Origin of the sequence: Alteromonas australica (assembly GCF_000730385.1) — a bacterium.
In the GTDB taxonomy this organism is placed as follows: Bacteria; Pseudomonadota; Gammaproteobacteria; order Enterobacterales; family Alteromonadaceae; genus Alteromonas; species Alteromonas australica.
The window spans coordinates 3881190-3905804 of the sequence record NZ_CP008849.1 but is presented as its reverse complement, the minus strand read 5'-3'; the positions used below and the strand labels follow the sequence as shown (position 1 = coordinate 3905804).

The following is a 24615-nucleotide window of genomic DNA, read 5'->3' as shown; positions in this document are numbered from 1 at the left end:
AGGTAGTCTTTACAAATACCACAACTTTTAAGAAACATAATAATGACCTTAGAGCGAGATAATAAAACAACATTGAAGAGACGTCGTTTCATTAAAACGGCAGCTGGACTTACCCTAGCGCCTATCGCTATTGGCTTATGGGGTTGCGGTAGCTCTGATTCTAATTCCACCACTTCTGACACAAATGGTTCCACTGGGTCTGACGATAGCACCGATAATGGCAGTGATACGAGTACCGATGGCTGGGCAAGTGGCGGCACTGCCTCAATGGTATCTGACTTCCCAGATGATTCTTTGTTCGAGAGCAGTTCAGTATGCAGCGTTGCGCTAACTGGCGCGCAAACGGAAGGCCCTTGCTATTTTCAAAGTGACTATCTTGATGATATCTCCGAAGAGCAAACCGGGCTACCGATGATGTTGTGTCTTCAGCTTATCGATGAAAGTTGTAATCCGCTTTCTGGCTACGAAATTGAAGTATGGCACTGTGATGTTGACGGTATTTATTCTGGTGATACAAGTGACAGTGCGGACAGCAGCAATTTTAATTCCTCTTTCTGTACCGACAATGAATCTGACGCACTGAGCGCCAAATGGTTTCGAGGCATTGCGGTAACAGATTCCAGCGGCAGAGTTAATCTAAAAAGTTGCTTCCCTGGTTGGTATAGCAGTAGAGCAATACATATTCACTTCCGCATTCGTCGCAATAACAATGATCAGTTGATTTCTCAGTTCGGCTTTACTGACGCGTTTTGTCAGGACATTTGTACTAATCATGTTGACTACAGTCATCATGGAGAGCCTGATACATTGCTAGGGCAAGATACGGTTTTTGGCAGTGACTATAACGATTACCTGTTCGATATAGAACAGAATGAAGACGGCTCATTACTTGCCTATAAACGTATTATTATTAGCGAATAAACACGCCTCTTCCTTCATTGAAATTATGCCGCGCTTGCTCGCGGACATTTTTTTATCTGTCTTAAATCCCTATGATGGTTTCTCGTAGCGAAGATCTCTATTATTTTTTAGCTTAAAAGGAGAGAGGAGCACATGAAAGCGTCTGACTTGTTTGTAAAAGCGTTAGAAGACGAAGGTGTGGAATACGTTTTTGGGATGCAGACCCTATGACCTTATTGATGTCTTCCGCTGTATCGGGTAACCCGTTTCGTATTGGCAATGAAGACTATCTTACGGTGGAAGAGTTTCACGTTCTTGTTAAAACGTTGCCTCTTGCCCATGCGCCAGACATTAAATGGCACTATGGCAACATAGGCTATGTGCTGTTAGCTATTCTAATTGACGAAGTGAGCGGAAAAACGCTACGAGAAAGGTTGCTTACAACGATGTTTAAAGAACCCTGAAGTTTCCAGTGCGTTCATCCTCAACTAAGGTTAGCGATACACTCAACCACTTGAGCGCAAGGCTCAACTCAAACTTATAAGTAGTGGTGACTATATTTTGTTTATTAAAGCCCGTCAGTGTTCGAGGTTAGGCAGCAAAGTACGTGAAGCGGACATTTCATATTCTTTTTGAAAGCACACTTACTGTGTTTTCAGAGAAAACGGGTGTTACTATGGCTTATGACTAATATGTTTTGAAATTCACAAGGAAGTCCATTTATGCCGTTAGCAGATAACCATGTTCAACAGTTGATAATCAATCCTGTTGAGAGCCTTTCGTTAGAGTTAAAGGATTGGATTGATCCGAATACTAAAGAGGGACAGTCAAAAATAGTTAAAGCATTAATCGCAATGAGAAATAATAACGGAGGTTATTTACTTATTGGTTTTAATGATGCAGACGGAAGTCCAAACCCTAACGGGCCTGACAATGTCAGTGAGCTTTTCCATGTCGATATTATCCAAGGGCTTATATCTCGGTTTTCTTCAGAGGCATTCGAGATAAGTGTCCACTACCCTGTGTTAGACGATAATACGTTCGTTGTTGTTGAAGCGCCATCAGGAGTTAAATCTCCAGTAGCAACAAAGTCAGGGCTTCAAGAAGGCGATCGACATTTTATAAGAGCACATAAAGTCATAATACGCTCGTTGAGTTCTAATAACACTCCTAGTACAACAGAAGCTAAATGGTCAGACTGGCCCTCAATTGTCGAAAAATGTTTTGATAATAGAGAAGCTGATGTGGGGCGGTTTTTAAGACGTCACTTAACAAGTTTGTCAGGTGAACATTTATCAGAACTAATTCAAACTTTAAGAGGAATTGAGACCCCTGAAGAAAACAATGATACGCCCGCTGAATTTATTGAAGAATCATATGGGAGATTTCAAACAGTTGTAGGTGAGCGCAATTTAACCTTGCCAGCATTTGGAAGCTACGAAGTAGCTGCTGTTGTAACAGGCGAGATAAATGAGCACACAACTAATGTAAACTTTTTAAATTTATTGGCTTCTAGCAACCCAAGATATACAGGATGGCCAGTATGGTGTGATAGTCGTTCTTTTACTGATGATTCTGCAAGGCCATTTGTTTTCGATGGATACTGGGAAGCACTAATCGTAAGTCTGGATAGAGGCTTTGGTGATCATATTGACTATTGGCGTTTGAGCCCTGATGGTAAATTTTATTTACATAGGGCATTACAAGATGATGTTGGTGGGGGAGATAGGACACCTGCGGCTGGCACTGTGCTCGACTTTGCATTGATGATTTTGAGAATTGCAGAATGTGTAGTTGTAGCAATTGAGTTCGCGAAATCTTTAGGGGCTTCAGAAACGTCAAATGTTAGTTTTACTTTCAGATGGAAAGGGTTACAAGGCAGAAGCCTAAGTTCATGGGCAAACCCTAATAGAATGTTATCTTGGTCAGCAGTTGCGCATCAAGATACTTTAACTACGAATATAACTGTACCTGTCGATACAGCTATAAGTGCTTATTCAGGCTATATACATCAAGTAATTACACCACTATTTCAAGTGTTCAGCGGCTTCGAAATTAATGAAAGTGTAACTGAAGACCTCGTACGGCGCTTAGTTGAGAGACGACTATGAACCTATTAAATTGTCACGTCCTCGCAGGGAGTCACATTGATGGGCAGTAATAAAGACTACTGGCTTGATAGAATTGAAGAACAAAAAAATAGTCGCTTAGCTGCTCTTCTTGGAGTTACCGAAGGTGAATTAGAGCAAATCGCTTACGAAATTGATGGCGATTACAGCAACGATGGATTGCTTTATGGTTATGTTGTTCGGTTCGGTGATGATAACGATCCTTCTATCATGGCGAAAATAGATGGACTAACATCTGGCTCATATGTGTGCTTATCTCAGTGGGACTTGGAAGACCCTGAGAAGGATGAGTTAGAGCGAAAAGCGGAAGTAGTAAGTAATGTGCTCTACAGTTACTCTTAGAGACGTAAAACGCTTGGCCTGCGCTCCTTCATCGCTAATTTCAGCCAAGCATTTATGCGCCCATCAATAAGACGTTAGTGTTTTTTATAGAACATTACAGAAAGGATGGATGTCGTGAAGGCCAGCAAAAAGTTTTGTATATTCTGAGCTAAATGAATAGCCAAATTTGTGTCGAAAATCAATGGGTATACTATTATCGATAGCAGTGTTAGCGAAAAAAGTACAATTTTATTAAATTTCATATAGGTGCTCCAGTACCAGAAAAGTAACTATCGGTTGTGACAGTTAAAACAGATGAACCGGGCTCTTCACTGAATTTTGTTTAAACCAACCTTAAAATTGGCTGTATTTAGTGTTTTTATGCTTGGAAACTTCGATTTAGTTAAATCATGATTAAAGAATCCATATGAGTCATAGGCTTAAATCCTATTCATAAAGTAGATACCTGCTACCATAAACATCAGCAAATCAAATCTGGCAGGGGCCTCATTACAGCTCCCCCCTGTTTACGGCGTTAATGTCCGCTATTGACCAAAGTAAGAAGTAGAAAATCACATCATTGAATGTCCGCTCTTTGTCTTTTGATGCCCGTCAATGCTTGCTGTAGGGTAGTTCCGTAAGTACAGCAAACATTTCATATTCCTTCCCATGAATACACAGAATATGGTTTTTCAGTGGAAACGGGTGTTACCATGAAATCTCAATAATAGAATGTTAAGTGCCTAGGGAGGCATTATTGAAATTTTCAGATTGGCGTGCATATCAAAACGAAGTTGCTGCTTTCTTTAGAAGGCAAGGCTGCAACGCCGAAGTGGAAAAAATAGTACAAGGTGTACGAGCAAAGCATGAAGTCGATGTGCATGTGAAATTTCATCGTTCGGGTATTGAATGCACCTGGGTCGTTGAATGCAAGCTTTGGAAAACTAAAGTGCCTAAAGAAAAGGTTATGGCGCTAAAGTCAATCGTGGATGATGTGGGTGCGGACCGAGGAATTATTGTTAGTGAAAAAGGATTTCAATCTGGAGCACTAGATGCAGTCCGAGATACAAATATCACTCTCGTCACATCAATAGAAGAATTTGAGAGAACTGCATCAACCAATTCCAGCGAAGAGCAGCTTATCTATTCTGATAGCGGAAATGGTATGGTGATCTATAAGTTCCCAGATGACTCAAAGCCCCAACACTTATTGAGATATGGAGAGCTTATAGTTTCAGCTAATTGGGGAAGCGGAACAATATCAATCGTAGATCCAAAAAAACGAACGATAGTTAGAACTATTGAACTAGACAGATATGAATCAAAATCTTCAAGAACCGGTAAGCGTGTTATTCGAAAACATCCGGCTGGAGATATGGCTATAGCTGAAGGGAGACTTTTTGTTGGCCAAGTATTCTCGGACTTTCTGCTTGTAATTGATATTGAAACTCATTCTATTGTAAAGCGCATTTATCTCCCCGGAGGCGGAGAGGGACAAATAGCCGTATCTCCTGATGAAAAATCCATCTATTTTGCAAGTAATAAAGAAAATCAGTTTTATATAATAGATAGTGCTACCTATAAATTTGAACCTATTAGTTACCCATTAGGTGGACGTGGCTGCATGTCCTTATCCGCAGACCCAGGCGGTAGGATTATATATATTGGGGTACAGCGTGGAGGGAAGCTAAATGGAGTTTCATATTTTGGTGGAAATTGCTTTGTGGCAGTCTATGATCTTTCTCGGAAAGAATATTTGAAAACTCTATACCTCGCAGAGATCAATAATGGGCGTTCAGATGATGCAACTCCGGCTTGTATAGAGATCGATCCACAAGATCAAAAAATATACATAGGTATGTTTCAGTCAATGCGAGGGGTTTGCGTTGTCGATTCCAATTCTTATGAGGTTTGTGCTGACATTAGATTTCAGAAAGGCGCCCATAATAAACACTTCAATTGGGTCGATCCTTTATCTGTTAAAGTTTATGAAAACTACCTCCTTTCATTGAATAGAAACAATTGCGAACTAGCCGTGCTAGACAAAACATCTCTCGAAGTTATTGAGACCTTTTATCTAGGGGAGGCGCCAAATGGCCCGCGAGACCTCGAAATTATTAGCGATGAGGTGATTATCAGCTACCCCGAACGAAATGGCCTAATCATATTGGATATCGAAGCAACGTCACTTAACAAATCAAAGCAACCGACCGCTAACGTGGCGGCTGATTGAAGCGGTAAAGGTCCGCTCCTTGTCTTAAGCAGCCAGACACACGCGGAAGCATCAACGAGTACTTACCGCTGAATCCAAATCTGTTTGACTGAATATTTTAAGGGCTGGTGAGGTAAGTCGACGAAACTGCTTCGCTCACACGCTATCTTGAGAAATTTACAATCATTGATACCAACGGTGTGAGAGACTGACGTCCTCATGGTGTATTCATAGGATGAATACACCATTGCTTTCTAGGCAGCTAACTACCTAAAAATTACCTCAGCAGTTTCAACATGTTCCATTATCCACTCCTTAAAATATGAAACCCGTGTAAAAACTGCAACCTCATCATAGTGTCCAAAGCTAAATTGCTTCACATCTCCTTCAAATTCTCGCCATGAAGCCATGCCTAGTAAAACTGGCTTGTTATCTCGAAAAATCACAATCGCGCCACCACTGTCCCCTGAACCAATAGTCCCTTCAAGGGGCATGGCGTTGTCTTCTTTTTCGAATGAAAATTTTAGCCATTGCTGTGAGGCTTCAGTTATCTGGTTGTTGTACTGTTGAAGCTGATAGTTTTCCTGAGTAAATGCCCAGTCTGAGAAGAACTTTGTGATTTGATACCAATAATAGGTCACGTAGCCTGGTCCTTGACTGTCTTCAACCTCGCCAGTTAGCCCTGTGCCTATGGCACCGCGACCAAATCCTGTAACTTTCATACCTTTCTCATCGTTGCTACCATAAAGTGGAATAGGCGAAACATGGGTCACCGGATGTTCCAGCCTGATTAATGCAATATCTACGCTGTTATTAAGCTGCGTCAACAGGGAGTTATCTGATGATGCCCCTACTCGTTCGTAATCAGGGTGCAAAATAACCTCTGCAATTACGTTATCGACCCCGTGTATGGCTATGGGTTTGTTTTGATATTCATACATAAACGTGTAGATAACGTGTGCAGGAGCAAGTAACCAATGTTTATCAATTAAGACTGCTGCACCTTGAAAAGGCATATCAATAAAATATTCTGGTGGTGTATCGATTTTATAACGGGCTGGGTCCACATCATGTCGGGTGATAACCGCGTATGAATGAAAGGCAGCCAGTGTCAGCAACAGCGCTAAAGTTCGTATTATTAGGTTTGAATTCATTACTAAGTCGTCCCTTGTTGATTTATTACAGGGTGCTCAATTTATGAATCAATGTAATGATTTTTGTGTGAAAAAACGTGACGAAAACGTGATGATAGAGGTATTAGGGTGAGATTGATAAGTGAACCGACCCTTTAAACAATCATCATAAGGGTAAAGTAGACCTTGTCATGCAGTCTTATTGAATCATGATTGTCTGCGTGAGTTAGAGTTAGCGTTGAATACTTCAATTTAGATGGAAATTATTAACGAAAAACATGGGTTTAACTTTGTAAAGAAGTGCTATAGTGATAAATGGTGTGATTAAGTTTGCTGGTTCAAAAGTGATAATTGTTGAAAATAACACCCACTCAAGAGGCCTAAGTATTCGATATTTTTTCAGAGCATTCGTGCTCGCTTCCGTGTTTTCTTTTAGCCTTCAGAGCCTAGCACTCGAGCTCGCTCTAGATACGCCGAATCGTGAAGCGATTCAGCAGTTTATTAGTGACGTAAGAAAAAGCAGACTTGATTACCTTGAAAATGAAAAAAGCCTAAAGGAAGTATTTAATGTGGCTAAAGAAAAGGGTTGGAATTCGCTTCACGCTGAAGCGGCAGCGCTTTATTCCGAGCTTCTTTTCAGACAAGAAAAATACAGCGATTTAACGTCACACCTTCAATATTACTTAGATAAAAAAGAGTTCATAGAACGAGAAGACATTCATTTATTATTTCTAGAGACGAAATTAAAGTCTTTAACATTAATGGATGATCCAGCCCCAGCACAAGCACTTGCGAAAAAGCTAGAAGTACAGCTATCGCAACATTCAAACGATGAAAAAATTACTATCTATCGAGCTTTAGCTTATTACTATACGGCTGATGATGCGTTGCGCAAAACGCTGAAAGCGGCTTTAGATGGCCTCGAGTTGGCGATGCAAACAGGCGATGTAGCTTCTCAAGGTTATTTTTACCGAAAAATAGCTGACGCCTACACCTACCTTAGTGAAAGCGATAAAGGGATATATTACGCTAAAAAGGCTGTTAGTACGTTTGAAAAAACGAATGACGGCCTTTTTACTGCTAAGGCATATTGGAGCCTAGGCAATATACTTCTAGAAAACGATGACACCCCAAATGCGTTGCTCTACTTACATAAAGCCCTGGCTTATTTTGAAAAAGTAAACATGAAAAAGGGGTTAGCTTTTGCTCAATATTCCATTGCTAATGTTCAATATCTTCAAGGCAATCTTGATGAGGCTTTACAGTTAGCTCAGGAAAATATAGAGCTTGCACGGGCTTCGGGTATTCATGATATGCAACTGGCTTCTATGATCCTGCTGAGTAATATATATATTGAAAAGGGTAACTTGGAAGTAGCGAATCAAATAAATGATGACGTTTTTAACCTCATTGAAAAATTTAGCCGTAGTATTTATAAAGCAGAGTTTTTTGGTGAAAGGTATGAACTAAAACGTAAGATTAATCAAGTAGATGAAGCATTCGAAGCGCTGGAGAAAAAGCTTTTTTTCATTAATAAGCATTATGAAGCGACCAGCGAAAGCAATATTAAAGCCCTGCAAGTCAAGTTTGAAGTCAAAGAAAAAGAAGATGAAATTCGAAGGTTAGAATACCAAAAAAATATCAGTGAACTTCAGGCAAAAGAAGAGTATCAACAAAAAATAATTTGGCGCCTTAGTGCGGCAATAGCGTTTATTTTAGTACTTGTGGCTTTGCTATTATTTTATCGGCAAGTGCGCCAACGAAAAAAATACCATCGTATGGCATCAACCGATCATTTATCAGACTGTCTCAACCGTAGGGGAATACTTAATGCTGCCAGCGTTAAGCTAGCTCATCATAGTGTATCCATCGCTATTGTTGACCTAGACTACTTTAAAAAGATTAATGACGAGTATGGCCACGACATAGGCGACATGGTGCTAATTGCTTTTGCCAATGCAGCAAAAGATACATTACCTAAAGGCGACGAATTTGGCCGATACGGTGGTGAGGAATGGTTATTCGTCTTAAATTCGGCAGATGAAAAAGTAGTTAGAAACATCTTTCAAAAGCTTGCCGTCGCCTTCCAAAAATATTGCGATGCCATTGAAGCTTTTAATCCAAAGAAAGAGATGACATTTAGCGTAGGAGCAACGCTAAATAGCAAATCACCTAATTCTTTGGATTCTTTAATTAAACGTGCAGACACCCTCTTGTATAGAGCTAAAGAAAACGGTAGAAATCAAGTCGTCATCGACTGAGGAAGTAAATAAAGAGTGGCAATAAGTGAGCAGTGGCTATCGTCGCAGGTGGCCTTGCGAAACATTAGTATTGTGAAGTTTTCAGAGCTGCTTTGGGTATTAGATGCCAGAGGAGTGGCCTATTTACCTGCGCTCGATTGGCTGGTGGTATCCGACTTACACCTTGAGAAAGGCAGCTATTTACGTAGTTATGGTAATCCGCTGCCAAGTATAGATTCAGTAGCTACGCTGAAACGGTTGCAGCTGGTTATAAAAGACTATATGCCTGCTCGGGTGATTAGCTTGGGTGATAGCTTTCACGATAATCACAGTCTGTCCCGCATGACGCTACAAGACAAAAACCTGTTGTGCGATATCGTCAATAGCGTTTCCCAATGGGATTGGGTAGAGGGGAATCACGATCCTGATTTACCTGTAGGCATTCCCGGCAATCCTTGTCATGAAATAGCGCACGATAGTGTGGTGTTTCGCCATGAACCAGACGCGCTGAAAAGTAGTGTAAGTGCAACCGGCAAGGCCGAAAGCACGCCGCAAGTCATCGGGCATTACCACCCTAAAACACGAAAAACCATTTCTCGACGCCGATTTTCCGGTAAGTGTTTCGTGATTTCTGACAACTTATTCATCATGCCTGCGTTTGGTCAATTCACCGGGGGCTTAGATGTGAATGATGAGGTTATGCTGGCATTAGTGCCCGAAAAATCCCGTGCTTGTTATATGTTGTATGACCGTGCGATTTTTAAGGTGTAATTCTGTGTCCTTCAGACAACAGCATGGCATAAAGAAACGGGCAATCACGTTGCCCGGTTCACATAAACTTACTTGCGTCCTGCCTTAATCGCGCCAGCGCTTGGTTAAATCTTCGTATGCATCAATGCGTCTGTCTCTAAAGTAAGGCCAGATGCGCTTAACTTGTTCAGTGCGGGCAAGGTCAAGTTCAACAGTTAATGTGGTTTCTTCGTTGGCGTCTGCCTTGGCAAGAATTTCACCTTGTGGGCCAACGATAAAGCTTTGCCCCCAGAATTGAATACCAGGGTCGCCGTCCACAGGAGAAGCTTCAAATCCAGTACGGTTAGCCACAATAACAGGCACGGAATTGGCCACAGCATGAGAACGTTGAATGGTTTCCCAGGCACCATGTTGGCGAACGCGTTCATCATCAGTGTCGTTGAGGTCCCAGCCGATGGCCGTCGGGTAAAATAGTAAGTCTGCGCCTGCCATGGCCATTAATCTCGCCGCTTCTGGATACCATTGATCCCAACAAACCAATACACCTAATTTACCCACACTGGTTTGTATAGGTTGAAAACCCATATCGCCAGGTGTGAAGTAAAACTTCTCATAAAAACCTGGATCATCGGGAATGTGCATTTTACGATATTTACCTGCAATTTCTTTACTTCTATCAAATACCACCGCGGTGTTGTGATACAAGCCAGAACCGCGTTTCTCAAATAAAGAGGTCACCAACACAATATTATGCTTCTCAGCAAGTTCACCAAAAAAATCGGTAGCGGGCCCAGGAATCGGCTCGGCTAAATCAAACGCATCGGTATCTTCTTGCTGGCAAAAGTACAAGGTACTGTGAAGCTCTTGCAATAATATGCACTCACACCCTTCATCGGCTAACTTAGCCACTTGCTCAGCACTTTTATTCCAATTAGTTTGCTTGTTATTGTCGGCGACAGCTTGCTGAACCACGCCTACTTTAAGGGTTTTATTGGGCATAAATTGATACTCCTTTTTCCAGCAGCGCTAGTACAGAAGCCTGCAGTGTGTTGGTGGGAACTTGCATCGAAATACAATGCAAGCTGCCATACTGTTTAACCAAAACAGAACAATCAATGGGTTCGATAACATGGTTGGGATAGGCGCTTTGCATAACGTCAATGGCAATGGCGTCTTCATCCTGCTTATAAATGGGTAGCAGAACAGCGTCGTTACAGATCAAAAAGTTGGCATAAGAAGCCGGTAGCCTAACCCCGTCTTCGTCCACAATATAGGGCAAAGGTAAATGATACTGCGTGTGCTGAGGGAGGTATTGTTCGCACTCTTCACATAATGCTTTCAACCCCGCATAGTGGCTATCTTGTGGCCGGTTAAAGGCAGCTTGAATGACCAAACCATTGTTTGGCGTAAAGCGCACTAGAGTATCGATATGCCCATCGGTATCATCACCTTCAAGATGGCCATTGTGAAGCACGGTGACTTTGTTGCAGCCAAGCATCTGCGTAAACACTTCAGCGTATGAGTTTAAATCCATATCGCCATTTCGTTTAGGGTTAAGTAAGCATTGCGCGGTGGTGAGCAGGTGCCCTGTGCTATCAATTTCAAGCGCGCCGCCTTCCACAACAATCGGACTGCTGCGCAGGGGCAATTGACACAAAGACGCTAAATAGCGTTGGTTAGCTAGGTTGTCTTCGGAGGCATCGAATTTTTCGCCCCAGCCATTGAATTTGAACTCTACAGGTGCGCCGTTACCTTCACTGTCTATACAAGTCATAAAGCCGTAGTCACGCATCCAAGTATCGTTGAACGACGCGGGAATAATCAGCACTTTTGCTTGCTCAGGTAGGCGTGCTTGAAGCGCATCAATGTCATCAGGTGCGCACAATAGGATTACGCCGGCACCATAACGGTTAACCGCATTAATGACGTTAATATAGGTTAATCGTGCATGCTCAAGCCACGGCGCCCAATCAGTTTGAGCGTGGGGCCAAGCTAAAAGTACTGCATCCACTTGGTTCCATTCCGGAGCCATGACTCGGTTACCTTGCATGTTAATCTCGTTGATTTGTGTAAACCCACAATTATAGCTAGGGAATGGTTGCCTACCAATAGCTGGTTTCATGAATTTAATTGCTGGAAAAGAATAAAATTTTGCGTGACTGAATACGCAACATTTACCCCACGCTTTATTTTAAGTGCCTGCCACCATCAAGATGAAGAGTTTGCCCAGTAATATATTCACTTTGCATCAAATAGTGCATTGCCTTTACCGCTTCTTGTGCACCTGGCACAACTTCAAGTAAGGACTTAGTGCGCGCTTTTTCTTTATAGTGATCCGAGTCTCCATCATTGAACATCAATAACGCAGGCGCGATACTATTTACCTTTACTTTAGGGGCTAAGCGCTTCGCGAAGGACAAGGTCAAATTGTGCAATGCAGCCTTGCTTGCCGCATACGCCATGTGCTTTTCACTACCGGTTTCTTGTACATAATCGGTCATGTGAATAATGTCGGCCACCAAGTTGTGGTTGGTAAGGTGGGTTTCTAGCGCTAAATTTATGCGATAAGGCACAAGGGCATGAATGCGCATCATATATGTCATTAATTGGTCTTTGTTCTCATATTTGTCATCAATCGCCCAGTCGGAGGCGTTGTGAATCACGGCGCGATAGCTTTTATTGATTGCCTTAATCTCAGCAATTGCTCGATCAATAGCCTGCTCAGTGCTAAAATCTGCCTGTATAACAGTAGCCCCTCTCTCTTTAAGTGACGCCACCGACGGCTTATATGTGCGGTAGGTGATAACAACGGGAATTTTTTGGTCTAAAAGGCTTTCAGCCATAGCCAATCCAAGGCGCTGACTAGCGCCGGTAATTAACACAGGTAACGACAAGTAAGTCTCCTTTTTCTGTGTAGGGGTCGGACTACTCTAATGAGGTATAGTAGTGTAACGAAATCACACTACCAGTAAGGTATAGAGGACTGCCATTAGATTAAAATAATGTCATCTTTATGCCCAACGGATCTTTACGTTTTATTGGGCGTATAAGGTCAAAAAAGAAGTAATTACGGAATAAGTTAATGTTAGCAAAAGAAGCGGTAATCGTGCGCGATGCGCTGGATCCCTCCATTTCCGAATCGGCACAGCGTGTAAGAGCAGCGTTAGAAGAGAAAGGTTTAGAAACACCTATGGCAGGTAATGGCCTTTCTGACGAGCAAAAGCGACTGAAAATTGAAAGTGCTATGAGAGAGGTCATGGATACGCTAGGTCTCGATTTATCGGACGATAGCCTATGCGATACTCCCAAGCGCATCGCCAAAATGTACGTCGATGAAATTTTTGGCGGCCTCGATTACCGTAAGTTTCCAAAAATTACGCAAATTGAAAATAAAATGCGTTTAGACCAGCCTGTGCAGGTATCTGATATCAGCCTTACCAGTACTTGCGAACATCACTTTGTCACTATCGATGGAACCGCTACTGTGTCTTATATTCCGAAAGACACCGTGCTAGGATTATCTAAAATCAATCGTCTTGTCGGCTTTTTTGCTCAGCGCCCACAAGTACAAGAACGCTTAACTCAGCAAGTGTTGGTTGCCATCCAAACCTTAACCGGTTCTGAAGATGTTGCGGTGAGCATTAACGCCACACATTATTGTGTGAAGGCAAGAGGTATTCGTGATACCAATTCCTACACCAAAACGTCTGCATTAGGTGGGAAGTTCTTAGAAGATGCAGAACTAAGACGACAATTCTTCGCCTAAGCACAATTCATTGAATAGGTGATTCGCTTACGCCCATACCAACAGCCAGGTTAAGCAAGCGCTAGGCTAGTGTGGGCGAATTCCTTTCTATTGATGGAATACGTTATTTAACCTGAAGTTCATTTTCCAGTTCAGTAATCACCAAGTTGATTTGACCTTCTACGCCATCAGCCGCCGTTAGGCTAAGTTTCTTTTTGCAGCAAAAACACGTTTCTACCTGCTCGTGATACATGTCTCGCAATGAATTGAGTTCAAACGCGTTTATAACGCCACAGTATGGACACAAGTATTCGAGAGGTTGGTTTTTGTTCATGACACTTCCTTATTAGACTTTCCATATCTTTAATGCTCCTTGCTGACATCACCACGCATGTAACGTGCAACGCGCTTATACTTTTACGTGCATAAGTTCGTTCCCTAAAATATAGCCACTTATTGACGAAATGCGCCGATAAATTAAGTGCACTCAACTAACCCTAGAAAATGTAAAGAAAAATAGTTTTCCCTCGGTGGGAGTTTGCCTTTACTGCGCTAGTCACAAGGGACTGCGGATAATACGCTTGCGACTTAACACTTATTGGTTATCAACTAGGTTCTTCTACCTAGTTATGAATAAAATGATCACTTGGTGCCGGCGAAATTAAAAGGTTTACAGGGTTTTCATATTCTGTTAACTTTTATCTTAATCGATTAAGTTTCGTTTTGTATAGCAGCTGAGTTACGTATTTCACATTCGTGTTATTTTTGAAAGCATGTAAATGTAGGGTGTAAGTTGGCTAGTTTACCCAAACCAAAAAGCAGTTAATAACGAGTAAAACTATGACGAACCAGGATCCAAACAGCAGGGTTATTCGCTGGTTAACCTATTTGATGTTCATGATGTTTGCGATGACATCTGACTCTGTTGGCGAGATCATTAAAGAGGTTAAAGTGGCATTTTCTGTCACCAACGCCCAAGCAAGCTTAATGCACTCTCTACCTATGTTGGGAATTGCTCTATCTGGCTTATTTTTGGGTTTTCTTGCAGATAAGATTGGACGCAAACCTACTATTATTATTGGTTTGCTTCTATTTGGATTAGCCTGCTATAGCTTTTTAGTCGCCAATGACTTTTTGCTTATTGTAAGTCTGATGAGTTTGTCTGGGGTGGCTGTTGGAATATTTAAAACAGGCGCATTGGCGCTAATTGGCGATATATCAACGTCAACCAAACAGCATACCTCTACTATGAACGGGGCCGAGGCCTTTTTTGGTGTAGGCGCAATTATAGGACCGCTGATTGTTGCGTACTTAATTCACCAAGGGGTGCCGTGGCAATGGCTTTACGTTATTGCCGGTGGCGTATGTACGCTGCTTATCCTTGGCGCACTGTTCGTGAAATACCCCACCTACAATACACAACCTTCTTCATCTACAGACAAAGTGTCTTTATGGAACAGCCTAGCCTTGGTCAAAAACCCTTATGCAATGGGGTTCTCGATAGGCGCATTTTTATATGTGGCAGCTGAAAGTGCTATTTATGTTTGGATGCCAACGTATTTGGTATGTGATGCAACAAGTATGAAGGCAACTTACCAGTGCTACAGTGAGGGCGCATCACAATTGCTAGCCATTTATTCCGTTACTGCTTTCTTTATATTACGAGCAGCAGGGCGCTTTTTAGGTATTTGGATGATGTCACGCTTTAACTGGGCACTAGTATTAATGTTATTTAGCGGTGCTATTGTAACCTGTTTCACCTTAGGCCTTGTAGGTGGCAAACACGTTGCTCTGTATTTGTTCCCCTTAACAGGCATCTTCATGTCTGTTATTTACCCTACGTTTAACTCAAAGGGAATTAGCTGTTTTCCAAAACATCAGCACGGTAGTGTGGCTGGCGTCATTCTATTCTTTACTGCTGCAGGTGCAGCGGCGGGTCCATTTATAATGGGGGTGGTGAGCGATGCGAATGGAGGCGATGCAAAATACGGATTTATTGTTGCGACCGTTTTTGCCCTTATTCTATTTTTAGGGCTTTGCTATAACTACGTTAAAAACCCAACCCAAACCAGGTTAGCTGAGCTAGAAGCAAGCGAATATGGTGAAGGGTAAAGTACTACCAGTAAACATTAAACAAGGTTTACTGGTCACTATTTAATGCATGTGTACAGAAAAGCACCGAAAAAACGCAAATTTCCTATTTTTTGAAAATACTTGTTGACGTGAGCGCTCATTTCCCTAAAATGCGCATCCGCTTCGGGGGAAAAGCAAAACAGCAAGCCTCCTGAAGTAAGTCTCTACTACCTTTATAGGCCAGTAAAGACGGGAGTTTAGAAGAAAACGCTTCAGAAAATAAATTTTCAAAAAGTGTTGACAACAAAAACTTCCAGCGTATAATGCGCACCTCACTCGAACAGGGTGAGCCACTAAGAAGCAATTCACTGCTCGTAGAGTTCTAGTGGCAAACCGTCTGGGTCTTGAAAAAACGTAAACCGCCTGTGTGTATAAGGGTCAATACGAATAGGCTCGCAGGCTACGCCATGATGGGCTAAATGTGAGATAACCTGTTCTATTTGGTCCACTTTAAAGGCTAAATGGCGTAGCCCTTGCGCTTCAGGACGAGAAGGGCGCGCTGGCGCGCCCGGAAACGAAAACAGTTCTAACTGACTGCCATCGGCCAGTGCAATATCACATTTATAAGAATCCCGTTCCTCACGGTAATTTTCGTCAATCACGGCAAACCCTAATATCTCTGTGTAAAATGCTTTCGACTTTGCATAGTCACTACAGATAACCGCCACATGATGGAAGCCTTTAAGTTGCGCCTTTTTCGTTTCCACTTTGATTTTCTCCTAACGGGGTATTGGCTGAGTTTGCCCTAAGGCATTTCTGTGCCACGCGCGGTTTCCCATAACTTGTACCAATGTTCACGAGATAAGTGTGTACGATTGGCTTGTTCGCACGCGGTTAACCGCGATAAATTGGTGGTACCTAAAACAGGTTGAATATTGGCGGGGTGGCGCATTAGCCAGGCCAGTACAATGGCTTCAGGACTTGTCGTATATTCTGCGGCCAATTGGTTAACGAGTGCCGCCGTGGCAGCCTCCATCTCATTCTGTGTTGCAGCACCAGTGTATTTGCCTTGTGCCAAACTCCCCCATGCTTGCAATTGCACGTTATTCATCATGCAATACTCTAAGGTGCCAGGGGCATAGCCTGAATGACGATTCGCTGGACTATTGGTGGTCACTCCATCTTCTAACCAGTCTCTAAAAGCTAAACTCATCTCAAGCTGGTTCGCAACAATAGGCGTAGATAAGGCAGATTGTAAATAAGCCATTTGGTGGCTATGCATGTTAGAAACCCCAACATGTTTGATTTTACCTTGCTGCTGAAGCAACGCTAGGGTTTGCGCAACTTCTTCCAGTTCCATCAGTGGATCTGGGCGGTGAAGTAGCAAAATATCAAGTTGTTCAATATGAAGCCGAGACAAAATGCCTTCCACAGAGGAGCTAATCCATTTCGCAGAAAAGTCATATCGTTTGGGACCCATATCGTCCTCAAATCGAATGGCGCACTTCGATTGCAAAACCATCTGCTCTTTGAGCGCAGGGGAATCCCGTAAAACGTTACCAAAGACGGTTTCGGCTTTACCAAAGGTATAGATGTCAGCATGATCGAATACATTAATGTTAAGCTCTAGGGCTTTTTCAATCACACTCTGCGCTTGCTTAACATCATCGTTGGTGGCGGCTATATCGTTCCATCCGCCGCCCAGCCCCATACAGCCGTAAATAAGCCGGCTTGCTTCGGGAAAATAAGTTTGCATTTTGTTACTCCAATATCGTTATGCTACCGCTACAGTAGCCTTGCCTGTCTATTATTGTAAGCCCTATATAGATGAAGCAAGTACAATAGTCGACAGGTAAACCTTTGAATACGTATGAAGGTATAAATTAAATATACTGATACAAGCGAACAGAGTTCAAAGGAACAATAATGAAAATAGCACTCAGTGTGAAAGCAGCACTTTTGGCCATCGTGGGTATGGCAATAGCCGGTTGCACAAGTACGCCAGACAATGTCACTCCAGTTAAAGGGTTTGAATTAAACCGGTATCTTGGTACCTGGTATGAAATTGCGCGGTATGATCATAGTTTTGAAGAAGGTTTAAGCCACGTTACTGCCCAATATTCCATGCGTGATGACGGTGGTGTAAAAGTGATTAACCGCGGATACTCAGCGCAGGAAGGAACATGGGACGAAGCCGAAGGGAAAGCCTATTTTGTAGGTGAACCTAGCATCGCTCACTTAAAAGTGTCGTTTTTTGGCCCATTTTACGCCAGCTATGTGGTGATGAAGCTCGATAAAGAAAATTATCAATATGCCTTAGTCACCGGGCCTGATAGAGATTATCTTTGGTTTTTAGCCCGTTCTAAAACCATCTCGGATGAGACACGAGACGCGCTACTCTCTTTTGCCAACCAAAAAGGTTATGACACAGATAAACTTATATGGGTTGACCACGATCCCGCTAACGCTAACTAGGTTTAACTCATCGAGCATACCGACTATTTAATGCTAAATGTGCTATACTGCGCCGCAAATTAAACTCAGTTAGTTAGCCAGGATAATAGTCGTGCTTCAAGAAGCGGTCATGACGCGGGCGAATAGCGCTTGTGAACTATGTAAAAACACCGAAAACCTAGATGTGTACATGATACCAGAGTCTCCAGATGAGACAGCTGGGTGTGCTATCGCTACCTGTCAAACGTGCCGCGAGCAATTAACGGGCGACGCTGAGTTAACGCCTAACCATTGGCGTTGTCTTAATGACGCTATGTGGTCTACTGAACCTGCCGTTCAAGTGGTGTCATATCGAATGTTAAGCCGCTTAAGCAGCGAAGGCTGGGCGCAAGATTTGCTGGATATGATGTACCTTGAAGACGCCACCAAGCAGTGGGCTGAAGCGGGGTTAATTGAACGTGAGCCAACACTAGATTGCAATGGCACTGTGCTTCAGCCTGGGGATAACGTTCATTTAGTGAAAGACCTGAACGTAAAAGGCGCCGGTTTTACTGCGAAGCGCGGCACCCCGGTGAGAGGCATCAGTTTAAGTGACAACCCTTTGCATATCGAAGGCAGGGTGAATGGTACTCGCATTGTTATCATTGCTTCATACACTAAAAAGTCTTAATTCGTTAGCTATACAGTAGAGATCATACAGGCATGCAAACTTTAACTATTACAACTCCAGACGATTGGCATCTGCATTTTCGTGATAACGAAATGCTGCCTGAAACTGTACCTGCTACGGCTCGTTGTTTTCAACGCGCCATTGTTATGCCAAATTTAGTACCGCCTGTGGTCAATGCTGAGATGGCTGTGGCATATAAGCAACGAATTGAAGCCGCAAGGCCAAAGGGAAGCCACTTTGAACCTTTAATGACCTTGTTCTTAACTAACCAAACCACGCCGCGAGATATTGCAGAGGCAAAGCAAGCAGGGGTTACCGCCTGTAAGCTTTATCCTGCCGGGGCAACTACAAATTCAGATGCGGCAGTTAAGGGCATAGAGGCCCTTTATCCCGTCTTTGAGGCTATGCAAGAACATGGACTATTGCTCCTTGTTCATGGCGAAGTCACCGAGCACCATATTGATATCTTTGATAGAGAAAAGGCATTTATCGATAAGCACTTGTCGTTAATTGTAAGCGCTTTTCCAGCTCTGAAAGTGGTGTTTGAACACATTACCACTGCTGATGCGGCTAGTTTTGTGAAAGACGCCAGTGACTTTGTTGGCGCAACGATTACGCCACAGCACTTACTTTTGAATAGAAACGATCTTCTCGTGGGTGGCGTGCGCCCTCACAACTATTGTTTGCCTGTGCTAAAACGCAATACTCACCAGCAAGCGCTAAGAGAAACCGTGGCCAGTGGCCATAAGCGCTTTTTCCTTGGCACAGATTCTGCGCCACATGCGAAACATAAGAAAGAAAATGCGTGCGGCTGTGCGGGTTGTTATAGCGCATGGTCAGCAATTGAATTGTACGCAGAAGTGTTCGAGCAGCTAGGGGCAATGGATAAATTGGAAGGCTTTGCTAGCCATTTCGGTGCCGATTTCTATGGTCTGCCACGCAATACTACTACAATGACGTTAGTCAAACAGCAATGGCAGGTACCTGAGCAAGTCACCCTTGCCGATGGCACAGACATGGTACCTTTTTACGCAGGCCAAGAATTACAATGGAAATTAGAAAGCGCATTTAACGCAAACTAATTCATTCCTGCATTATTAATCAAAGGCCAGTGAATCTGGCCTTTGTCATCTTTGGAAAACCGAAATGACAGTAGAAACCATTAAGCACTTAGATATCAACCCAGACATTCAACGTGCTTTGGATGCGCAGGGCATTTATACGCTTTCGCCTATCCAAGCACAATCTTTACCCCATGCCTTGGCAGGTAAAGACGTCATAGGGCAGGCACAAACAGGAAGTGGTAAAACCCTTTGCTTTGTCATACCTGCCTTAGAAAAAATTGACCAGAGCAACTTTTCTGTTCAAGTTGTCATGTTATGTCCAACCCGAGAACTGGCTGACCAAGTGGCGCAGCAGTGCCGTAACGCGGCCAAGCAAATTGGCAATATAAAAGTCCTTACCCTGTGCGGGGGCCAACCTATGGGGCCGCAAATCCAGTCGCTCAAACACGGTGCTCATATTATTGTGGGTACGCCAGGGCGGGTGATGGACCATGTAGAACGTCGCCGATTAGATTTATCCAATGTAACGTTAAGGGTACTAGACGAAGCCGATCGTATGTTGGATATGGGCTTTGAAGAGGCGTTAGACGTCATATTTTCGCCGATGCCAAACACGGTACAAACGTTACTTTTCTCGGCTACCTTTACCGAGCAAATTGAACGCATTGCTGAGCAAAACTTAACTGACCCGGTAACCTGCAAGGTAGAGGCCGCAATCAATAAGCCTGCTATTACGCAACTGGGGTATAAAGTACTTCCTCATACACGAATTCAAACACTAAAAGCCCTGTTGACCCATTACCAGCCTAAGAATGCCATTGTGTTTTGTAACCGAAGGGTGCAAGTCAACGAAGTGGTAGAGGAGCTTACAGAGGAAGGCTTTAGTGCGGCGGGCTTGCAAGGCGACATGGAGCAGATAGCGCGCACTGCCGTGTTAATGCAATTTGCTAGCGATGCATTACAGGTGCTAGTGGCAACCGACGTGGCGGCTAGAGGGCTAGACATTGACGACATAGAATGTGTCATTAATTACACCGTGAGTGAAGAGCCGGAAACCCATATTCATCGAATTGGACGTACTGCCCGTGCGGGCGCGAAAGGAACGGCCATTACCCTTGTAGGTGATGAAGAGGAGCACTTTTTGCGAAAAATCGAAGTGCTTCAGGAAAGCGATATCGAGATGAAAGGCGCACAAGCATTGCGTTTTCACAAAAACCGTATTGTATTACCTGATTTTACCTGTATTTCATTAGGCGCGGGTAAAAAGCAAAAACTACGCCCTGGCGACTTAGTGGGAGCATTAACCAAAGATGCCGGTATTCCAGGCGATGACGTGGGTAAAATTGCGGTGCAAAATAGCATGAGTTTTGTGGCGTTAAAAACACGCAGTGTAAAACGCGCTATGGCCTTGTTTAGAGACGGCAAAATTAAAGGCAAGCGGGTTCGTGCTCGCAAGCTTTAGGTGATGAAACGGTCAATACGTCAAAGGAGTATACATGCTGGGTGAATCCAAGTTGTCAGCATTGCTAAAAAACCTCATGCCTGTGAAAAGGCCAGGGGACTATGTGTTTGTGTGCGTGGCGCCAGACATATTGTCTGTTGATGTGATGTCGCAAGCCCTGGCAACCTTTAAAGAAAAAGAAGGGGTAACGTTGATTTTAGAGGTTGAGGTGGCAAAAACACATGGATTTACTTTTGAAGGTACATTTAGCTGTATTACCTGTGAAGTGCACTCAAGCTTAGATGCGGTAGGTATGACAGCTGCCATGACAACGGCACTCACCGACAAAGGGATTAGTGCAAATGTGGTGGCAGGCTTTTACCACGATCATATTTTTGTGCCTTGCCAGCGTGCTGATGAAGCCGTTATGGTGTTGTCCTCTTTGTCACATTAACCTCAATAACAGAAACAAAAAGGGGCGACACCAAGTGTCGCCCCTTTTTTATCGGTAATAGCGTGTGTTAAACGCTATGGTATTACCAAATTTTTACGCGCTCTTCCGGTGGAAGGTACAACGCATCTTCTTCGGTTACATTAAAGGCTTCATAAAACTCAGGTACGTTGCGAAGCGCACCGTTCGTACGGAATTTCGCTGGAGAGTGCGTGTCGGTCTGAATTTGCGTACGCAAGGCTTCTTCACGATACTTGCTAGCCCACACTTGTCCGTAACCAATAAACACCCGTTGGTCGCCCGAGAAGCCATCTAACACGGGCGCATCTTCACCCTGTAATGAAAGATGGTAGGCTTTAAGCGCAATACTAATGCCACCTAAATCACCAATATTTTCCCCTAACGTGTATTCGCCGTTCACATACAAATCAGGCAGCACTTCAAATTCATTGTACTGATTGACTAAGGTCGAGGTACGCGCTTTAAACTCGCTTAAGTCTGAATCTGTCCACCAGTTACGAAGCACACCGTCGCCGTCGAAGGTCGAGCCAGAATCGTCAAACCCATGTCCAATTTCGTGGCCAATAACGGCCCCAATACCACCGTAGTTTACTGCATCTTCCGCATTCATATCGAAAAATGGCGGCTGCAAAATAGCGGCTGGGAATACAATCTCATTCGCCGTTGGGTTGTAGTACGCGTTCACCGTTTGCGGTGTCATCGACCACTCATGTTTCCACACTGGACCGCCTTGCTTTTTAAGCATAACGTCATACTGCACGTCAGCCGAGCGCTTAAGGTTGCCGAACAAGTCTTCCGCTTTCACCGTCAACTGTGAATAATCTTTCCATTGCTCTGGATAGCCAATTTTTACGGTGAATTTAGACAGTTTGTCTAACGCTTGTTGGCGGGTTTCTTCCGTCATCCAGTCTAATTGCTCAATACTGTCTTTATAGGCAAGCAGTAGGTTGTTCACCATTTCTGTCATGCGATCTTTCGCCGCGGGTGGGAAGTACTTTTTCACATACACCTTACCAATAACTTCGCCCACGTGGGCGTTGGTGAGCCCCACGGCTCTGCGCCATAATGGGCGCTGTTCTTCTACGCCGCTAAGTTTTTTGCTGTAAAAGTCGAAATCAGCCTGGTCAAAGTCTTCACTTAAACGGCTAGCGGAGGCGTTAAGAAGACCCCATTTCAAAAATACCTTCCAATCTTCAAGGGAAGTTTCAGCAATGAAGCTGTCCATATTCTTCATGAAGTCACTTTGAAGAAAAACCACATTATCTAAGTCTTCAAGCTGCATTTCTTTTAGGAATAACGTCCACGGGAAATTTGGCATGTAGGTGCTGAGTTCATCTACCGGTACTTTCGTGTAGTTTACTGCCCAGTTACGTACTTGTTCTTTCTTCATATGAAGTTTGGCAATGGCCATTTCCATATTGAAAAGCATTTGAGCATTGTCTGCAGGTGCGTCGAATTTAGCTAACGTAAACATACGCTCAATATGCTTAATATAGGCATCGCGAATGTCTTTTGAGGCTTCGTCATCCTTAAAGTAATACTCACGATCAGGTAAGCCTAAGCCAGACTGCCACGTATAAATCATGTAGCTTTCTGGCGACTTGAAGTCTGCATTTTGGCCGATACTGAAGGGTTTGGCATAGCCATAACGGTTAGCGTAAGCAAAATACGCCGCTAGGTCGTCGTAGCTCTCAATGGTGTCAATTTTTTCTAGTTCAGGAACAATAGGGGTCATACCTAGTGCGTTACGGGTATCTATATCCATGTACGCACGATAAAAATCACCTACTTTTTGTTCGTCGGAACCCGCTGCAAAATCTCCTTCAGAAGAGCTTTTAATAATGTCCATGACATTTTCTTGAGACTCGTCACTTAAAATCATGCCCGCACCATAGCTAGATTTATCTGCTGGGATCTCAAGGTTATCTACCCATTTACCATTAACATAGCTAAAGAAGTCGTTACCTGGATCTACCGATAAATCCATGTTCTCTTTAATTACGCCAGATTGTAAGGCTTGTTGTTGTTCTGCTTGAGCTTGAGATGGGGTTTCGCTGGTGGTGTTTTGAGGACTACATGCCGTTAGTGCGAGTGCGACACTTAGGCTTACTACAGTTCGTAACATGACTTCTTCCTGGTTTATTTTTGTTAGTACGCCTTTTATAGGCGTTTACGACCGGATATTTCTATCACGCAGTGACGAATAGAAAAAGCGTTTATAGTGAAAATACATAGCTTGTAACAACTTTAGGGAGGGAAGTTGGTTATAGTGAATATCATCTATTCTTTGCGCTTCTGTGCACAGCACTCTTGATAAGGAACCCGTATGTTGCCCTTCGATTCAATATCACCCTGTGAATATGCCGATGCCTTGCCTCGCCATCAATTTATGCATTACAGCATTAAGCCGCTTTGGTCAGGAATGCCACGTATTGCAGGTCCTGCCTTTACAGTAAAATGCGAACCGGGCGATCATTTGATGCTTCATGCGGCCATCTATCGCGCGCGGCCGGGCGACATCCTTGTGGTGGAGGCCGACGACAAGTTTGCCGTGGCTGGTGGTAATGTTTGCGCTATTGCGCAAGCAAGAGGCATCAAAGGGTTTGTGATTGATGGTGTTATTCGTGACATTGCTGAAACCAGAGAAAATCAGTTTCCAGTGTTTGCAAAAGGGGTGATACCCAAACCAGGCGCTAAAAAATGTGTGTCGCCTCTCAATCAACCCGTGCATTGTGGCTCTGTACTAGTGCACCCCGGCGACATCATCGTTGCCGATGAAGAAGGCATTGCTGTGATTCCAAAAGCCGCAGCTGAACAGGCTTATGACGTCGCCCGTGCGCGGGCTCAAAAAGACGCCGCAATGTCGTTAGCACAGTGGGAAGCACAACATGTCGAAAAAGTGGAAGGAATATTAAAAGAGTTAGGCTTTCAATAGGCTAGCGGGCACCTCGGTTAGTACCTTTTGTGCCCGCAAAAGTGAGCCCCAGCAGAGGGCTCATCCTGTGGGTCAA

Annotated in this window: 23 protein-coding genes; 15 read left to right on the top strand and 8 right to left on the bottom strand. The window is 43.5% G+C overall.

Annotated elements, in window-relative coordinates; genetic code table 11:
• The first annotated feature begins 42 nt into the window (after positions 1–42).
• The 5 genes from EP13_RS17005 to EP13_RS16985 all read left to right on the top strand — a co-directional run bounded on the left by EP13_RS17005 (position 43) and on the right by EP13_RS16985 (position 5583).
• Entirely contained in the window at positions 43–921 is an 879-nt protein-coding gene (locus tag EP13_RS17005; protein ID WP_044058322.1) for a dioxygenase family protein, read from the top strand.
• Positions 922–1127: 206 nt separating this feature from the next.
• Entirely contained in the window at positions 1128–1364 is a 237-nt protein-coding gene (locus EP13_RS17000) for a serine hydrolase (RefSeq protein WP_044058321.1), read from the top strand.
• Between the two features lie 258 nt (positions 1365–1622).
• The gene (locus EP13_RS16995) at positions 1623–3011 is read left to right on the top strand and encodes an AlbA family DNA-binding domain-containing protein (protein WP_044058320.1); all 1389 of its coding nucleotides are present in this window, start codon (positions 1623–1625) and stop codon (positions 3009–3011) included.
• A 39-nt stretch (positions 3012–3050) separates the two neighbouring features.
• A complete protein-coding gene (locus EP13_RS16990; protein ID WP_044058319.1) occupies positions 3051–3371 on the top strand; it encodes a hypothetical protein in 321 nt (106 codons plus the stop codon).
• A 736-nt stretch (positions 3372–4107) separates the two neighbouring features.
• Complete coding sequence (locus tag EP13_RS16985) at positions 4108–5583, top strand: restriction endonuclease (protein WP_052364557.1); 1476 nt, start codon at positions 4108–4110, stop codon at positions 5581–5583.
• Positions 5584–5828: 245 nt separating this feature from the next.
• Here the strand turns inward: EP13_RS16985 and EP13_RS16980 are convergent, their stop codons facing one another.
• Positions 5829–6716 carry a trypsin-like serine protease gene (locus EP13_RS16980; protein ID WP_231497886.1) on the bottom strand — a complete coding sequence of 296 codons (888 nt, stop codon included), beginning with the start codon at positions 6714–6716 and terminating at the stop codon, positions 5829–5831.
• A gap of 287 nt (positions 6717–7003) precedes the next feature.
• On the opposite strand from EP13_RS16980, the gene EP13_RS16975 reads away from it, so the two are divergent.
• Both EP13_RS16975 and pdeM read left to right on the top strand, forming a co-directional pair.
• On the top strand, positions 7004–8956 hold the full coding sequence (locus EP13_RS16975; protein ID WP_231497885.1) for a tetratricopeptide repeat-containing diguanylate cyclase: 1953 nt from the start codon (positions 7004–7006) through the stop codon (positions 8954–8956).
• 15 nt (positions 8957–8971) lie between these two features.
• A complete protein-coding gene (pdeM, locus tag EP13_RS16970; RefSeq protein WP_052364459.1) occupies positions 8972–9706 on the top strand; it encodes a ligase-associated DNA damage response endonuclease PdeM in 735 nt (244 codons plus the stop codon).
• 84 nt (positions 9707–9790) lie between these two features.
• Here pdeM and EP13_RS16965 read toward each other — a convergent pair whose 3' ends face one another.
• The 3 genes from EP13_RS16965 to folM form a co-directional block, all read right to left on the bottom strand.
• A complete protein-coding gene (locus tag EP13_RS16965; protein WP_044058318.1) occupies positions 9791–10684 on the bottom strand; it encodes a carbon-nitrogen hydrolase in 894 nt (297 codons plus the stop codon).
• Entirely contained in the window at positions 10674–11735 is a 1062-nt protein-coding gene (locus EP13_RS16960) for an agmatine deiminase family protein (protein WP_044058317.1), read from the bottom strand. Before EP13_RS16960 ends, EP13_RS16965 begins: the two co-directional genes overlap by 11 nt.
• A gap of 136 nt (positions 11736–11871) precedes the next feature.
• Positions 11872–12579 carry a dihydromonapterin reductase gene (folM, locus tag EP13_RS16955; protein WP_044058316.1) on the bottom strand — a complete coding sequence of 236 codons (708 nt, stop codon included), beginning with the start codon at positions 12577–12579 and terminating at the stop codon, positions 11872–11874.
• A 188-nt stretch (positions 12580–12767) separates the two neighbouring features.
• Here folM and folE point away from each other — a divergent pair, with 188 nt between their 5' ends.
• Positions 12768–13451 carry a GTP cyclohydrolase I FolE gene (gene folE, locus EP13_RS16950; protein ID WP_044058315.1) on the top strand — a complete coding sequence of 228 codons (684 nt, stop codon included), beginning with the start codon at positions 12768–12770 and terminating at the stop codon, positions 13449–13451.
• A 103-nt stretch (positions 13452–13554) separates the two neighbouring features.
• On the opposite strand, the gene EP13_RS16945 is transcribed toward folE, so the two are convergent.
• A complete protein-coding gene (locus EP13_RS16945) occupies positions 13555–13764 on the bottom strand; it encodes a hypothetical protein (RefSeq protein WP_044058314.1) in 210 nt (69 codons plus the stop codon).
• Positions 13765–14321: 557 nt separating this feature from the next.
• Here EP13_RS16945 and EP13_RS16940 point away from each other — a divergent pair.
• Positions 14322–15542, top strand: coding sequence for an MFS transporter (locus EP13_RS16940; protein ID WP_044059093.1), 1221 nt, complete (start codon positions 14322–14324; stop codon positions 15540–15542).
• A 326-nt stretch (positions 15543–15868) separates the two neighbouring features.
• Here the strand turns inward: EP13_RS16940 and gloA2 are convergent, their stop codons facing one another.
• Together gloA2 and EP13_RS16930 are read right to left on the bottom strand one after the other, a co-directional pair.
• Positions 15869–16270, bottom strand: coding sequence for an SMU1112c/YaeR family gloxylase I-like metalloprotein (gloA2, locus tag EP13_RS16935; RefSeq protein WP_044058313.1), 402 nt, complete (start codon positions 16268–16270; stop codon positions 15869–15871).
• Between the two features lie 38 nt (positions 16271–16308).
• Positions 16309–17259 (bottom strand): aldo/keto reductase, encoded by a 951-nt coding sequence (locus EP13_RS16930; RefSeq protein WP_044058312.1) that lies wholly within the window; start codon positions 17257–17259, stop codon positions 16309–16311.
• A gap of 170 nt (positions 17260–17429) precedes the next feature.
• On the opposite strand from EP13_RS16930, the gene EP13_RS16925 reads away from it, so the two are divergent.
• The 5 genes from EP13_RS16925 (at position 17430) to EP13_RS16905 (ending at position 21586) form a co-directional block, all read left to right on the top strand.
• Entirely contained in the window at positions 17430–17978 is a 549-nt protein-coding gene (locus EP13_RS16925) for a lipocalin family protein (RefSeq protein ID WP_081869528.1), read from the top strand.
• A gap of 109 nt (positions 17979–18087) precedes the next feature.
• Positions 18088–18627 carry a PhnA domain-containing protein gene (locus EP13_RS16920; RefSeq protein WP_044059092.1) on the top strand — a complete coding sequence of 180 codons (540 nt, stop codon included), beginning with the start codon at positions 18088–18090 and terminating at the stop codon, positions 18625–18627.
• 32 nt (positions 18628–18659) lie between these two features.
• On the top strand, positions 18660–19709 hold the full coding sequence (pyrC, locus tag EP13_RS16915; RefSeq protein WP_044058310.1) for a dihydroorotase: 1050 nt from the start codon (positions 18660–18662) through the stop codon (positions 19707–19709).
• Between the two features lie 64 nt (positions 19710–19773).
• Positions 19774–21153 (top strand): ATP-dependent RNA helicase DbpA, encoded by a 1380-nt coding sequence (gene dbpA, locus EP13_RS16910; protein ID WP_044058309.1) that lies wholly within the window; start codon positions 19774–19776, stop codon positions 21151–21153.
• A 34-nt stretch (positions 21154–21187) separates the two neighbouring features.
• Positions 21188–21586 (top strand): ACT domain-containing protein, encoded by a 399-nt coding sequence (locus tag EP13_RS16905; protein WP_044058308.1) that lies wholly within the window; start codon positions 21188–21190, stop codon positions 21584–21586.
• A gap of 82 nt (positions 21587–21668) precedes the next feature.
• Here EP13_RS16905 and EP13_RS16900 read toward each other — a convergent pair whose 3' ends face one another.
• Positions 21669–23729: a M13 family metallopeptidase gene (locus EP13_RS16900; RefSeq protein WP_044058307.1), complete on the bottom strand. Its 2061-nt coding sequence runs from the start codon at positions 23727–23729 to the stop codon at positions 21669–21671.
• Positions 23730–23930: 201 nt separating this feature from the next.
• Between EP13_RS16900 and EP13_RS16895 the strand changes: the two genes are divergently transcribed.
• Positions 23931–24539: an RraA family protein gene (locus EP13_RS16895; RefSeq protein ID WP_044058306.1), complete on the top strand. Its 609-nt coding sequence runs from the start codon at positions 23931–23933 to the stop codon at positions 24537–24539.
• Positions 24540–24615 lie beyond the last annotated feature (76 nt).